Annotated in this window: 12 protein-coding genes and 1 pseudogene; 3 read left to right on the top strand and 10 right to left on the bottom strand. The window is 69.3% G+C overall.

The annotated features are described in order from the left end of the window. Positions 1 to 29 precede the first annotated feature (29 nt). From H5411_RS30490 to H5411_RS30460, 7 genes and pseudogenes are all read right to left on the bottom strand, one after another. Positions 30 to 896: an SDR family oxidoreductase gene (locus tag H5411_RS30490; protein WP_183125829.1), complete on the bottom strand. Its 867-nt coding sequence runs from the start codon at positions 894 to 896 to the stop codon at positions 30 to 32. Between the two features lie 61 nt (positions 897 to 957). After that, positions 958 to 1,152, bottom strand: a pseudogene (locus H5411_RS30485) (GNAT family N-acetyltransferase); the annotation flags it as partial. Between the two features lie 235 nt (positions 1,153 to 1,387). Next, positions 1,388 to 2,545, bottom strand: coding sequence for an acyl-CoA dehydrogenase family protein (locus H5411_RS30480; protein ID WP_183125828.1), 1,158 nt, complete (start codon positions 2,543 to 2,545; stop codon positions 1,388 to 1,390). Then, positions 2,542 to 4,527, bottom strand: coding sequence for an acetyl/propionyl/methylcrotonyl-CoA carboxylase subunit alpha (locus H5411_RS30475; RefSeq protein ID WP_183125827.1), 1,986 nt, complete (start codon positions 4,525 to 4,527; stop codon positions 2,542 to 2,544). The genes H5411_RS30480 and H5411_RS30475 overlap by 4 nt, the downstream gene beginning before the upstream one ends. A gap of 5 nt (positions 4,528 to 4,532) precedes the next feature. Next, a complete protein-coding gene (locus H5411_RS30470; protein WP_183125826.1) occupies positions 4,533 to 6,146 on the bottom strand; it encodes a carboxyl transferase domain-containing protein in 1,614 nt (537 codons plus the stop codon). 119 nt (positions 6,147 to 6,265) lie between these two features. After that, positions 6,266 to 6,763, bottom strand: a complete 498-nt coding sequence (locus H5411_RS30465; protein WP_183125825.1) for a hypothetical protein — start codon at positions 6,761 to 6,763, stop codon at positions 6,266 to 6,268. Positions 6,764 to 6,815: 52 nt separating this feature from the next. Beyond that, positions 6,816 to 7,406: an SACE_7040 family transcriptional regulator gene (locus tag H5411_RS30460; RefSeq protein WP_167442011.1), complete on the bottom strand. Its 591-nt coding sequence runs from the start codon at positions 7,404 to 7,406 to the stop codon at positions 6,816 to 6,818. A 195-nt stretch (positions 7,407 to 7,601) separates the two neighbouring features. On the opposite strand from H5411_RS30460, the gene H5411_RS30455 reads away from it, so the two are divergent. Further along, positions 7,602 to 8,372, top strand: coding sequence for an SGNH/GDSL hydrolase family protein (locus H5411_RS30455; RefSeq protein WP_183125862.1), 771 nt, complete (start codon positions 7,602 to 7,604; stop codon positions 8,370 to 8,372). 93 nt (positions 8,373 to 8,465) lie between these two features. On the opposite strand, the gene metX is transcribed toward H5411_RS30455, so the two are convergent. Both metX and H5411_RS30445 read right to left on the bottom strand, forming a co-directional pair. Next, positions 8,466 to 9,593: a homoserine O-acetyltransferase MetX gene (metX, locus tag H5411_RS30450; protein WP_101437876.1), complete on the bottom strand. Its 1,128-nt coding sequence runs from the start codon at positions 9,591 to 9,593 to the stop codon at positions 8,466 to 8,468. After that, positions 9,590 to 10,897, bottom strand: a complete 1,308-nt coding sequence (locus H5411_RS30445; protein ID WP_101437875.1) for a bifunctional o-acetylhomoserine/o-acetylserine sulfhydrylase — start codon at positions 10,895 to 10,897, stop codon at positions 9,590 to 9,592. The genes metX and H5411_RS30445 overlap by 4 nt, the downstream gene beginning before the upstream one ends. Before the next feature lie 171 nt (positions 10,898 to 11,068). On the opposite strand from H5411_RS30445, the gene H5411_RS30440 reads away from it, so the two are divergent. Then, positions 11,069 to 11,590, top strand: coding sequence for a hypothetical protein (locus H5411_RS30440; RefSeq protein WP_183125824.1), 522 nt, complete (start codon positions 11,069 to 11,071; stop codon positions 11,588 to 11,590). On the opposite strand, the gene H5411_RS30435 is transcribed toward H5411_RS30440, so the two are convergent. Then, on the bottom strand, positions 11,544 to 11,924 hold the full coding sequence (locus tag H5411_RS30435; protein ID WP_183125823.1) for a VOC family protein: 381 nt from the start codon (positions 11,922 to 11,924) through the stop codon (positions 11,544 to 11,546). The genes H5411_RS30440 and H5411_RS30435 overlap by 47 nt on opposite strands. 107 nt (positions 11,925 to 12,031) lie before the next feature. Here H5411_RS30435 and H5411_RS30430 point away from each other — a divergent pair, with 107 nt between their 5' ends. Continuing rightward, positions 12,032 to 13,600 carry a PucR family transcriptional regulator gene (locus tag H5411_RS30430; protein ID WP_183125822.1) on the top strand — a complete coding sequence of 523 codons (1,569 nt, stop codon included), beginning with the start codon at positions 12,032 to 12,034 and terminating at the stop codon, positions 13,598 to 13,600. Positions 13,601 to 13,771 lie beyond the last annotated feature (171 nt).

The raw sequence follows: 13,771 nt of genomic DNA, 5'->3' as shown, positions 1-13,771 counted from the left end.
CGCAAGCACCCGGCAAGCGCACGTCCACATCAGACGCTCCCACCAGGCGGGACGGACGACGGCGCGCTCCGGGCGGCCCGGCCCTCGTACTCGGCGCGCTCGGGCGAATGCGCGGCCGACGCCAGCAGCTGGTCGCCGCCGAGCGCGCGCACCAGCCATTCGCCGAACGCGCGCGGGAACAGCCGGGTGATCCGGCCGGTCAGATCGAGCGATTTCGGGACGAAGACGTCAAACTTCGGCCGCTCCAGCGCGTCGACGATCGCCGCCGCGACATCGTCCGGCCCCACCGATTTGATGAACCGCGCTTCGCCCAGCCCGGACGCGAGTTCCGTGCGCACCACCGCGGGCATCACGCACGACACTTCGACGCCGGTGCCGCGCAGCTCCAGCCGCACCGCCTCGGACAGCCCGACCACGGCGTGTTTCGTAGCGCAGTACGTGGCCGCCCCGGGGAATCCGGACTTTCCGGCCATCGACGCCACGTTCACGATGTGCCCGCGACCGCGCGGCTTCATCCGTTTGACGGCCTCGCGCGTGCCGTGCACGACCGCGTGCACGTTGATCTCCAGCAGCCGCCGCGTGGCCGCGTCGTCCTCCTCGTCCAGCGGCGCGAGAGGCATGATGCCGGCGTTGTTGATCAGGACGTCGATCGGCCCGATGGTGCGTTCGACGTCGTCCAGGAACGCGGTGAAAGCGGCCGTGTCGGTGACGTCCAGCGGCGACGCGACCACGTCCGGACCCAGCTCGCCCGCGGTCTTTTCCGCGCGGATCCGGTCGAGGTCGCCAAGCACGAGGCGGCAGCCGCGCCGGTGCAGCGCGGCGGCGGTGGCCGCCCCGATGCCCTGCGCGCCGCCCGTGACGACAACGACCTTTCCGGAGAGCGACTGCCTGGCCATGGAGGACTCCTCGGCTCTATTGACACTTAGCCAATATCGTCCTCCGGATCAGGACGTGCCGCTATCCCCCAACCCGCTGTTCCAGGACCTGGCCGAGCCAGCCGTCGACGGTGAACTGTTCGGTCGGCTTGAAGCCCTGGCTCTCGTAGTAGCGCGGCAGATCGCCGTCGCCGCCCGCCCAGCAGTCGACGCGCACGAGGTCGATCCCGCGCCGCTTCGCCTCGTCCATCGAGTACTCAAGCAGCCGCGACTCGACGGCGTCGTCAAAGAACCCCAGCAACACGTCTGCGTCTCCGGCGACCCCAGGCCGGACCGTGAACGCCATAAGCCCGCAATAAGGACTTCTCGGTGGTGGGTGCCGTGGCGACCGCGCGGCGAAGTTGTCCCTGGTCGATGGGCGCGGCCCAGCCGACGCGAACGGGAAACCACCACTGGGACGAATGAAGCAGCGCCGCCGGGACTCCGCCCGGACGCCCCGGCGACGCTGGGTCTCAGGCGCCGACCCCGAGGTGGCGCGCGATGAGCATCCGCTGGACCTCGCTGGTGCCCTCGCCGATTTCCAGGATCTTCGCGTCGCGGTAGAAACGGCTGACCGGGAATTCGTTCATGAAGCCGTATCCGCCGAAGATCTGCGTCGCGTCGCGGGCGTTGTCCATCGCCGCGTTCGACGCCACCAGTTTCGCGATCGACGCTTCCTTCTTGAACGGTTCGCCGCGCAGCATCTTCGACGCCGCCTGGTAATACGCCAGCCGGGCGGTGTGCGCGCGGACCTCCATGTCCGCGATCTTGAACTGGATCGCCTGGTACTCGCCGATCCGGTGGCCGAACGCGACGCGGTCCTTCGCGTACTTGAGGCATTCGTCCACGCAGCCCTGCGCGAGACCGACGCTCAGCGCGGCGATCGCCACCCGGCCCTCGTCCAAAATGGACAGGAACTGCGCGTAGCCGCGGCCCCGCTTGCCGACCAGGTTCTCCGCAGGGACCCGGACGTCCGAAAAGGACAGTTCGTGGGTGTCCGAGCAGTTCCAGCCGACCTTCGAGTACTTCGGGGCCACCGTGAAGCCCGGCGTGCCGGACGGGACGATGATCGCCGAGATCTCCTTGCGGCCGTTCTCCATCACGTCGGTGACCGCGGTGACGGTGACCAGCTTCGTGATGTCGGTGCCGGAGTTGGTGATGAACGCCTTGCTGCCGTTGATGACCCACTCGTCGCCGTCGAGCCGGGCGCGCGTGCGCGTGGCCCCGGCGTCGGAACCGCCGCCGGGCTCGGTGAGACCGAAGCCGCCGAGCGCCTCGGCCGTGGTCAGCATGGGCAGCCAGGTTTCCTTCTGCTCCTGGGTGCCGAAGCGGTAGATCGGCATCGCGCCGAGCGAAACCCCCGCCTCCAGCGTGATCGCGACCGAGGAATCGACCCGCGCGAGTTCCTCCAGCGCCAGGCACAGCGCGAAGTAATCCCCGCCCATGCCGCCGAATTCCTCCGGGAACGGCAGGCCGAACAGGCCCATCTCGCCCATCTTGGCGACCAGCTCGTACGGGAATTCTTCCCTCTCGTACAGCGGGCCGATCACCGGCGCGACCTCCGCCTGCGCGAAGTCCTCGACCGTTTTGCGAAGCGCTTCGTATTCCTCGTCCAGCCGGAAGTCGATCACTGCTTCTCCTCTGCTGCGCTCACCACGGCCAGCGTCTCGTCGAGCGCGACCTGCTGGCCGACCCGCACCGAAAGCTCAGTCACCACACCGTCGATCGGCGCGGTCACGGTGTGCTCCATCTTCATCGCCTCGACGACCAGCAGCGGAGTCCCCGCGCTCACCACGTCGCCTTCCGAGGCCTTCACCACCAGCACCGTTCCCGGCATCGGGCTCTTCACCGGACCGGCGCCCGCCGCCTCGCCGCGCGAGGACAGCGTCACCTCCTGGTCGGCGAACGCGAACGACCGGCCTTCGCGGGCCAGCCACACTGTCCGTTGTGGACCGTCGGCGCAGCGGTACCGCTCCACGCCGTTCGCCCGGCGGACTTCCAGCAGATCGCCTTCCCGGCGGGCGGAAACGCGCACCGGTTCGGCGTCGTCCACCCGCACCGAAGCGTCCGCCGGGGTGCCCTCGACCCGCACCACGGCCTGGGTTTCCCCAGTCCGCAGGCGGAAAGTGACCCCGCCAGGGCCGCTGAGCCGCCACCCGCTCGGGATGTCCCACGGGTCCACGATCGCGCTGGTGGGCTGCAGCGAGAGCAGCCGATCCATTGCCGCGGCGACGAAAAACTCCGGCGGGACGTCCGAGGAGACCAAGGCGGACAGTCGCCGGTCCACCAGTTCGGTGTCCAGCCGTCCGGCGCGGACGTCCTCGTCGGCGAGCAGGCCGCGCAGGAACGCGATGTTCGTGCCGAGGCCGAGCAACGCGGTGTCGGCGAGTGCGCGATCCAGCTTTTGCAGCGCCGACGCCCGGTCCGGGCCGTACGCGATGATCTTGGCCAGCATCGGGTCGTAGTTGGAACCGACCACCGCGCCGACCGACATCCACGAGTCGACTCGCACCCCGTCTCCGGAAGGCTCGTGCACGGCCAGCACCGTGCCGCCGGTCGGGATGAACCCGCGCGCCGGGTCCTCCGCGTAGACCCTGGCTTCGACCGCGTGCCCGTCGAGACGCACGTCGTCCTGCGTCAGCCCGAGCGGCTCCCCCGCCGCCACCCGCACCTGCCAGGACACCAGGTCGAGGCCGGTCACCATTTCCGTGACCGGGTGCTCCACCTGCAGCCGGGTGTTCATCTCCATGAAGAAGAACTCGTCCGGGTTGTGCGCGGACATGATGAACTCGACCGTGCCGGCTCCGACGTACCCGACCGACCGCGCGGCTTCGGCGGCCGCCGCGCCCATTTTCGCCCGCGTCGCCTCGTCCAGCAGCACCGACGGCGCTTCCTCGATGATCTTCTGGTGCCGCCGCTGCAGACTGCATTCGCGTTCGCCGAGGTGCAGCACGGTGCCGTGGGTGTCGGCCAGCACCTGGATCTCGATGTGCCGCGGCGTGGTGACGAACCGCTCCATGAGCAGCGTGTCGTCGCCGAACGAACTCTTCGCCTCCCGGCGAGCGGACTCGACCGCAGCGTCCAATTCGGACTCTTGGTGCACCAGGCGCATGCCCTTGCCGCCACCACCGGCGGACGGCTTCAGCAGCAGCGGATAACCGACCTTCGCCGCCGCTTCGGCGAACCCGCCCTCCGGAATGTCCATATCGGACGCACCGGGCACCACCGGAACACCGGCCGCGGACACCGTGGCCTTCGCCCGGATCTTGTCGCCCATCTTGTCGATCGCTTCCGGCGGCGGGCCGATGAACACCAGCCCCGCCTCCGCGCAGGCCCGCGCGAACGCGGTGTTTTCCGCGAGGAAGCCGTATCCGGGATGCACCGCCTGCGCGCCGGTTTCCTTTGCCGCCGCGACAATCGCCGGGATCGACAGGTAGCTCTTCGCCGCTTCGGCCGGGCCGAGGCGCACCGCGGTGTCCGCCTCGCGCACGTGCCGGGCGTCGGCGTCCGCGTCGCTGTACACCGCGACCGAACGGATTCCGAGCGCCCGCAGCGACCGGATTACGCGAACCGCGATCTCCCCGCGGTTGGCGACCAAAACAGTGTCGAACACGCTCATCACATCCGGAAGACGCCGTAGTTGACCTCAGGCAAAGGCGCGTTGGCCGCGGCCGACAGCGCGAGCCCGAGCACCGTGCGGGTGTCCGCCGGGTCGATCACGCCGTCGTCCCACAGCCGCGCAGTGGAGTAGTACGGGCTGCCTTGTTCCTCGTACTGCTCGCGGATCGGGTCCTTGAAGGCTTCTTCGTCCTCTGTGGACCATTCGCCGCCGCGACCCTCGATCGCGTCGCGGCGCACCGTCGACAGCACCGAAGCCGCCTGCTCGCCGCCCATCACGGAAATCCGCGCGTTCGGCCACATCCACAGGAACCGCGGCGAATACGCGCGGCCGCACATGGAGTAGTTGCCCGCGCCGAACGAGCCGCCGATGATCACGGTGAACTTCGGCACCCGCGCGCAGGCCACCGCGGTGACCATTTTCGCGCCGTGCTTGGCGATGCCGCCCGCCTCGTACGCGCGCCCGACCATGAAGCCGGTGATGTTCTGCAGGAACACCAGCGGGATCGAACGCCGGTCGCACAGTTCGATGAAGTGCGCGCCCTTCATCGCGGACTCGGCGAACAGCACGCCGTTGTTCGCGATGATGCCGACCGGGTGGCCGTGGATGTGCGCGAACCCGGTGACGAGCGTCGAGCCGTATTCCTTCTTGAACTCCGCGAACCGGCTGCCGTCGACGACGCGGGCGATAACCTCGCGCACGTCGTACGGGGTGCGCGAATCCGTCGGCACGACGCCGTACAGCTCGCGTTCGTCCACCGCGGGCGGTTCGACCGCTTTGACGTCCCACGGCCGCGGCGTCCGCGGGCCGAGGGTGGAAACGATGTCGCGGACGATGCGCAAGGCGTGCGCGTCGTCGTCCGCGAGGTGGTCGGTGACGCCGGACTGGCGCGCGTGCACATCGCCGCCGCCCAGTTCCTCGGCCGTGACGACCTCGCCGGTCGCGGCCTTCACCAGCGGCGGGCCGCCGAGGAAAATCGTGCCCTGATTGCGCACGATAACCGCTTCGTCGCTCATCGCCGGGACATACGCGCCGCCCGCGGTGCACGAGCCGAGCACGGCGGCGATCTGCGGGATCCCGCGCGCGGACATAGTGGCCTGGTTGTAGAAAATCCGGCCGAAGTGCTCGCGGTCCGGGAAGACCTCGTCCTGCCGCGGCAGGAACGCGCCGCCCGAGTCGACCAGGTAAATGCACGGCAAGTTGTTGTGCAGTGCGACTTCCTGCGCCCGCAGGTGCTTCTTCACCGTCATCGGGTAGTACGTGCCGCCCTTGACCGTGGCGTCGTTGGCCACGATCACGCATTCGCGGCCGGACACCCGCCCGATCCCGGTGATGATGCCCGCCGACGGGGCTTCGTCGTCGTACAGCCCGGTGGCCGCGAGCGGGGAAAGCTCGAGGAACGGGGATCCCGGGTCGAGCAGCGTGTCCACCCGGTCACGGGGCAGCAGCTTGCCGCGTTCCACATGGCGGGCGCGCGACTTCTCCGGCCCGCCGAGCCGGGCGGCGGCGAGCCGCTTGTGCAGATCCTCGACCAATTCTCCGTGCGAGGTGACGCTGCGGGCGAAGGTGTCGCTGTTCGGATCCGCGGAACTGCGCAGTACCGGCGTGTCCATGGCTCTCCGTCGAGACGTTAGCGGTCGTTAACTCCGCCGGAGATGTTAGTGCTCGTTAACGCGGCTGTCCAGCCCAGCACGAAGCACCCGGCCACGCGACCGGGTGAAAGAGGGAACAGTCAGCCCGCGACGGCGTCGGAGATCCAGCCGGCCACCGGCAGATCCCGTTCGAGGCATTCGACCGACAGCCGGATCGTCCAGCGCAGCGCCTGCAGCAGAAGGCTGTCCACCTCGTTCGGGGCGGCGCTGGCCAACGCGATCTCGACCTGCTCGCGCGCGGCGGCGGTGTTGCCGTGCACCTCGGCGAGCAGCGTGCGGACCGCGGTGCGGACCGGCGGGTCGGCCTGGTCGATCGAAACCTCTTCGCCCGCCTCGTCGAAAACCTGCACCTTGACCGGGGCGGTGCCGCCGTCGCCGAGGGTGGACACCATCGCGCTGCACTCGCCGAAGAGCAGCAGCATCAGCTCTTTGGTTTCCTCGTCGCGTTCGGCGGGCTCCCCGGACGAGGGCGTGACCTCTTCCAGCGCCTCCGTGTCCTCGCCAAGGCTGATGGCGACGAGCGCGCGCTGCGCCTTCTCGACGAGCCGCTGCTCGCCTTCGCTCCGGTCCGCGGTCACGTGCCTATCAAACACCAGACCGGCGGCCGGCGGGATACCCCGGATCGCGGCCTCAGCCCGCCGCGGACAGCGCACCCAGCGCGAGACGGCACAGCAGATCGGCGAGCGCGCCGTCACCGAGATGGCGGTTGTAGGGCGTCGAGTTGATCAAGCCGAACACGGCGTGTGCCGCCGACCGCGCCTGGCGTTCGCCGAGACCGGGCACAGCTTCGCGAATCGCCCGCACCCACACCTCGACGTACTGGCGCTGAAGCGCGCGCACCTGTTTCCGGTCACCGTCGGTGAGGTTCGCGAGATTGCGCTCCTGCACGGTGATGAGCGCCGGATGCTCGAGCGCGAAGTCGACGTGGAACCGCACGAGCGCGGCCAGCAGCTCGTCCGGAGTGCCGCCCGCCTCGGCGCGCGCGGTGCCGCCTTCGAGCAGGTAGTGGCTGATCGAGTTGAGCATTTCCCCGAGGATCGCGTCCTTGCTGCGGAAATGCCGGTACAGCGCGGGGCCCGAGATGCCGACGGCCGCGCCGATGTCGTCGATGCCGACGCCGTGGAAACCGTGATGGGCGAACAGCTCGGCGGCGGCGGAGAGAATCTGTTCCCGCCTGTTCGGCTTCGCGCCGTTCACCAGTGGGAGGGAATTCGCCGACATCCGCACATAGTAGGTCCCTCGGTTAGCGAACGCTAACTTACCGTCCTACTTCCTGCTTGAGCCAAGTGGACGCACCCGGATTTCAGGGGTGTCTCGTGGGGATTGCACCTGGTAAAGCTTTACCGCGTCAAGCTGTCACGACAGGAGTGACCTATGGCTGCAAACACCCGTCAACCATCACGACGCGTCCTTCGGATGTGCGCGGCCCTGGGGGTCGCTCTCGCTGCCTCGCTCGGCTTCGCCACCGGTGCGAGCGCTGCGTCGCAAAACTACGTCGCGCTCGGCGACTCCTACTCCTCCGGAGTGGGCGCCGGGAGCTACGGCGATTCCGGCAGCTGCAAACGCAGTGCCAACGCGTACGGCCAGCTGTGGGCCAACGCCCACTCCGGCACCACCTTCAGCTTCCTCGCCTGCTCGGGCGCGAAGACCAGCGACGTGCTGACCCAGATCAGCTCGATGCCGTCCAACGCCACCTTGATCACGCTCACCGTGGGCGGCAACGACGCCGGGTTCACCGACGTGATCAAGACCTGCACGCTGGGAACCGACCAGACCTGTGTGGACCGGGTCAACACCGCCAAGACCTACGTCCAGAACACCCTGCCCGGGCTGCTGGACAAGGTGTACTCGGCGGCCAAGAGCAAGGCCCCCGCAGCCCAGCTGGTCGTGCTGTCCTATCCGCGGTTCTACACCGTGCCCGGATCGTGCAACGTCGGGCTGAGCGACACCAAGCGGTCGGCGATCAACTCCGGCGCGGACACGCTCGCTTCGGTGATTTCGTCCCGGGTTTCCGCCGCCGGCGGGAAGTTCGTGGACGTCCGGCCGGCGTTCGACGGGCACAACATCTGCTCGGCGGCCAGCGACTACCTGCACAGCTTGACCTGGCCGGTGGACGAGTCGTACCACCCGACCGCCGCCGGGCAGCGGGGCGGGTATTACTCGCCGTTGACCTCGGCTATCGGCTGACCATTCGCAGGGCCGGATCGAAGTCCGTGAAGGGCTCCTTGAGGGAATCTGATTCCCTCAAGGAGTCCTTCACGGAACGTCCGGCGGGCGAGGTCAGCCCAGCAGGGACTTGACCAGCGCCGCGATCTGCTCGGTCTCGATGAGGAACGAGTCGTGGCCGTACGGCGAAGCCAGCACCGTGGCCTCGGCGCCGACACCCGCCGCGATCTCGTGCGATTGGTATGGCGGGTAAAGCCGGTCGCTGTCCACCGCGGCGACCACGGTGCGCGCGGTGACCCGGCTCAAGGCGGCAGCTACCCCGCCCCGGCCGCGTCCGACGTCGTGGGTGTTCATGGATTCGGTGAGCACCACGTAGGAACCCGCGTCGAAGCGGTGGGCGAGCTTGTCCGCGTGATGGTCCAGATAGGACTCGACCGCGAACCGGCCGCCGGCCAGCGGATCCTCGTCTTGCTGCGGACGGTTCCCGAAACGCGTCTCCAGTTCGGGTTCGCAGCGGTAAGTCACGTGCGCGATCCGCCGGGCCACGCCCAGTCCTCGGTAAGGGCCTTCGGCTGCGGCGTAGTAGTCGCCGCCGCGCCAGGCCAGGTCGCCTCGGATCGCGTGCAGTTGCGGTGCGGCCCAGGCGATTTGCTCGGCGGACGCGCGGGCGGTCGAAGCGAGAACGAGCGCGGAGGCCACCCGTTCGGGTTGACTTACTGCCCATTCGAGGGCGCGCATCCCACCCATCGAACCGCCGGCGACCGCGGCCCAGCGTTCGATGCCGAGTGCGTCCGCGAGTGCAGCTTCGGCGTTGACCTGGTCTCGGACGGTCAGGGTCGGGAATCGGCTGCCCCACGCCTCGCCGTCCGGCGCGGGCGAGGACGGTCCGGTCGAGCCCTGACAGCCGCCTAGGACGTTAGGGGCAACGACGAACAGTTCGTCGGTGTCGAAAGCCTTGCCGGGGCCGATCAGGCCGTCCCACCATCCGGGACTCGGATGCCCGGGTTCCGCGGGGCCGGCGGCGTGGCTGTCGCCGGTGAGAGCGTGCTCGACGAGGACGGCGTTGGACCCGTCGGAGTTGAGCGTTCCCCACGTTTCGTACGCGAGGGTGTAGCTGGGCAGGGTCGCACCGGCCTCCAGCGCGAGTGCGCCGGGGCCGGTGGACCAGTGCCGTCTGCCGGGTGGGTCCCCTGCCCGCCACGCGCCGGTGACGGGCGGGGGACTCGCGCCGGGATCCGTCACAGCGCCGCCTTGGCGGCCCGGAAGCCCGCCTCGAGGTCGGCCTTCAGGTCCTCGATTCCTTCCAGTCCGACGGCGAGCCGCACGAGGCCCGGCGTGACGCCGGCGGCGACCTGTTCCTCGGGGCCGAGCTGGCTGTGCGTGGTCGAGGCCGGGTGCACGATCAGGCTGCGGACGTCGCCGAGGTTCACCAGCTGGCTGTGCAGTTCGGTGCCGTCGACGAACTTCCGTCCCGCCTCGACGCCGCCGCGCAGCTCGAACGACAGCACCGCGCCGACGCCGCGCGGCAGGTATTTCTGCGCCGCCGCGTGGTACGGGCTCGACGGCAGACCGGCGTAGTAGACCTTCTCGACCTCGTCGCGCTCTTCCAGCCATTCCGCGAGAGCCTGCGCGTTGGCGGTGTGCCGCTCCAGCCGCAGCGAGAGCGTCTCGATGCCCTGCAGGATGAGGAAGGTGTTCAGCGGGGCGATCGCCGCGCCGGTGTCGCGCAGGATCTGCACGCGCGCCTTGGCCGCGAACGCGCCCGGGCCGAGCGCCTCCCAGTACTTGAGACCGTGGTAGCTCGGGTCGGGCTCGTTGAAGCCCGGGAAGCGGGCCGGGTCCTTGCCGAAGTCGAAGGTGCCGCCGTCGACCAGCACACCGGCGACCGCCGTTCCGTGACCGCCGAGGTACTTGGTCGCCGAGTGCACGACGATGTCCGCGCCGTGCTCGATCGGGCGAACCAGGTACGGCGTCGGCACCGTGTTGTCCACGACCAGCGGGACCCCGGCTTCGTGCGCGACGTCGGCGACCTTGCGGATGTCGAGGACGGCGCTGCTCGGGTTGGCCAGCGTCTCGGCGAAGAACAGCTTGGTGTTCGGCCGGACCGCGGCCCGCCACTGCTCCGCGTCGTCCTGGTCGTCGATGAAGGTGACCTCGATGCCGAGCTTCGGCAGCGTGTAGTGGAACAGGTTGTAAGTGCCGCCGTACAGCGACGGGCTGGTGACGAAGTGGTCGCCCGCGCTGGCCAGGGTCAGGATCGCCGCGGTGACCGCCGCCGAGCCGGAAGCGAACGCGAGCCCGGCGACGCCGCCTTCGAGAGTGGCGACGCGCTGCTCCAGCACGTCCTGAGTCGGGTTGTTGATGCGCGTGTAGATGTGGCCGGGCTCGGCGAGGCTGAACAGATCCGCCCCGTGCTGCGTGTCGCGGAAGACGTACGAGGTCGTCTGGTAGATCGGCGTCGCGCGGGCGCCGGTGGTCGGGTCGGGCGCCGCCCCCGCGTGGATCTGCTTGGTCTCGAAGGACCAGCTCGTGGCGTCTTCCGGCATGTGCTCGCTCCTAGCGGTCGTGAACGGGTCGGCTGGGCGCCGACGCTAACCAGGCCGGACGAAACGCCCAACAGGTCTCACGGGATGAGAGCCCTACGCACCCGGACGTAGGAACAAATGCCGAGCACTGACGGACGACGCGACCCCGCTCCGCGGCGCACGCTCAGGCCTATGGACTGGAGAATGCGGCCGGCGACCCGGAAGTGGTTCTTGTTCGGCCACGTCGTCACGTCGGTCGGCTGGATCGGAGCCGAACTCGCGGTGCTGGTGTGCAGCATTCTCGCGATCGCCGACTTCGACCCGGTGACCACGCGCAGCGCGAACGTCATCGCCGGGGTGCTCGCCGGGACGCTCTATTTCCCGGCCAGCCTGCTCGCCCTGGCCACCGGGGTCGTGCTCGGGCTCGGCACGAAGTGGAAGCTGGTGCGCTACCACTGGGTGCTGTGGAAGCTGCTGGCGACGCTTGCCCTGTTCGCCGGCGGAAACCTGCTGGTGGTCCCGTCTTTCGTCGAGCACGGCGAGCAGGCGTCGCGCGGCGAGATCGTCGGTGCGAGCGCGGTGTCGGGCACGGGGGCGATGAGTGTCGGGCTGACGCTGCTTTTGCTGGCGACACTGGTGTCGTACTTCAAGCCGTGGTCCACGGTGTTCACTCGCGCTGCTGCAGAGCGAACCGGTTCCCTTCCGAGTCGGTGAACATCGCCCACCAGCCCCATGGCTGCTTCTCCGGTTTCGCCGGGAAATCCACTCCTTTGGCGGACAACTCGCGGTAGGTGCGCTCCACGTCGTCGGCGTAGAAGAAATAACCGGCGGTCGGCAGCTCCGGACGGCTTCCGCGGCCGACCTCCGGCACCACGTTCAGCACGAAGATCGTCCCGTCCGGCGAGGTCAGTTCGACCCAGCGGTTGCCCTGGTCGTCGTAGGGCACGTCGGTGGTCACTTCGAACCCCGCGATCTCGCTCCAGAACGTCTTCGCGCGCTGCAGGTCGGTCACCTCGACCAGGATCTTGTGCACGCCTTGAATGCCCATCCGGTCCTCCGCTCCGTCCCGATCGCCCTAATCTAGTGCCGCGGGTGGCGAAACCGGCGCAGTCTTCTACCGTTCCAGCAAGAACGTCAGAAGCGCTGGAGGTAGCTGTGGTTTCGGTGCGCAGCGTGGTGGACCGGGTCGGTCCCACGCTGCTCCACGCGCTTCTGGTGCCGGAGGACTGTCCGGCGGTCGGCGACGTGGTGATCGCCGAGCCGGGCGCGGAGTCGGCCATCGCGGCCGGTGACCTGGTGCTGGGCGTCGCCACGATCGAGTCGGCCGATGCCGCTGCGCTCATCCGGGTGAGCGCCGGGCAAGGTGCGGCAGCGGTGTTGCTGAAACCGCCGTTGGCCGCGAAACAGTCGGTGCGGCGCGCGGCGAAGTCGGCTGGGATCGCGTTGATCCAAGTGCACGCGGCGACATCGTGGGCTCAGCTGGTCTGGCTGTTGCGCACGGTCCTGGACGCGCTCGCCGACGAATCCGAAGCACTCGAAGAAGGCGGCGACCCTGGTTCCGGCGATCTTTTCCGGCTCGCCGACGCCGTGGCCGCGGTGGTCGACGCGTCGGTGACGATCGAGGACACCAACTCGCGCGTCCTCGCCTACTCCGCGCGCCAGGACCTCACCGACCCGGCGCGCGTGGCGACGATCATGGGCCGCCGCATCCCGGACGACGTCCTGGCCCGGTTCCGTTCGCGCGGCGTTTTCCGCGAGCTTTCCCGCGGCAGGCAAACGATCTTCGTCCCAGCCCAGCGCGACGGCACCCTGCCGCGGTTGATCGTGCCCATCCGGATGGGCGGCGAACTGCTGGGCTCGATGTGGGCCGTCGTCCCGGGCCCGGTCTCGGAGGAACGCGCGGCGGCTTTCGCGGACGCGGCCCCGGTGGTCGCACTGCATCTGCTGCGGCGGCGCGCGCACACCGACGCCCAGCGCCGGGCTTCCGCCGAACTGTTGCGCGCGGTCTTGGAAGGACAGGTCCCGCCGCGCCGGGTGGTCGCCGAACTGGACCTGTCCGACGAGCCGCACCGAGTCGTAGTCGTCGACGTCAGCGGTGGTGACAGCCGGGACGCGGAGGGGTTGTTGCTGGCGTTGCTGGAACGGATTTCGCAAGGTTTCGGACGGCGTCCGGTCGCGGCTGACTTGGGCGGGCTGCTGTACGTCGTGGTGCCGGATCGTCCCGGCGAGGGCGGCTGGCCGGAACTGCGGGAGGCGCTGCTCGCCCAACCCGCGTCTCGCCGGGGCGGGCTGCCGCGCGCGGCAGCGGGTGCGCCGGGCGATCCGACTGCGCTGGCCGCGTCGCGAGCCCAAGCTGACGAAGCGCTGGGACTGCTGCGGGCGGGACTGGTCGACGGTCGCGTGGTGGCTTACGACGAGGCTTGGACCGCGCTGGTTTTGCACCGTGCCGCAGCTGGGGCAGCGGCGGCACGGGTGTCCGAACTCGGCCCGCTCGGCGTGCTGCGGGCGCACGACGAAGCGAGCAACGCCGGGTACGTCGACACTCTGTACGAATGGCTCCGCCACCCCGGCGACCCCCGCGCCGCCGCGGAACGGCTGCGGATTCACCCGAACACGTTGCGGTACCGAATGAAACGACTGCTGGAACTGGTCCCGCTGAACCTCGACGACCCCGACGTCCGGCTCGCCCTGCTCACCCAGCTGATCGCGCTCCGGTGGAGCTGACCTGGTAGCTGAGATCGTTGGCGCGCAACGCTTCCCTATGAGTCCCCGCCGCAACCGCAGCCGACGCAACCAACTCACCAAGCACCCACACCACCCCCGCGCCGTAGTCACACTCAGCTTCGGGGTGCCCCCACCGCACACGAGCTCAGGACAGGGGGACGGGGAGAAACG

The organism is Amycolatopsis echigonensis (assembly GCF_014174495.1).
Lineage (GTDB): Bacteria > Actinomycetota > Actinomycetes > Mycobacteriales > Pseudonocardiaceae > Amycolatopsis > Amycolatopsis echigonensis.
Note: the sequence above shows the minus strand (reverse complement) of the source record. Positions and strands in the feature narration are given on the sequence as shown.

Bases quoted from the DNA above. Each gene is read 5' to 3' on its own strand.
- H5411_RS30490 (WP_183125829.1), bottom strand. From the start codon at position 896: ATGGCCAGGCAGTCGCTCTCCGGAAAGGTCGTTGTCGTCACGGGCGGC.
- H5411_RS30470 (WP_183125826.1), bottom strand. From the start codon at position 6,146: ATGGACACGCCGGTACTGCGCAGTTCCGCGGATCCGAACAGCGACACC.
- H5411_RS30460 (WP_167442011.1), bottom strand. From the start codon at position 7,406: ATGTCGGCGAATTCCCTCCCACTGGTGAACGGCGCGAAGCCGAACAGG.
- H5411_RS30455 (WP_183125862.1), top strand. From the start codon at position 7,602: ATGTGCGCGGCCCTGGGGGTCGCTCTCGCTGCCTCGCTCGGCTTCGCC.
- H5411_RS30445 (WP_101437875.1), bottom strand. From the start codon at position 10,897: ATGCCGGAAGACGCCACGAGCTGGTCCTTCGAGACCAAGCAGATCCAC.
- H5411_RS30440 (WP_183125824.1), top strand. From the start codon at position 11,069: ATGGACTGGAGAATGCGGCCGGCGACCCGGAAGTGGTTCTTGTTCGGC.
- H5411_RS30435 (WP_183125823.1), bottom strand. From the start codon at position 11,924: ATGGGCATTCAAGGCGTGCACAAGATCCTGGTCGAGGTGACCGACCTG.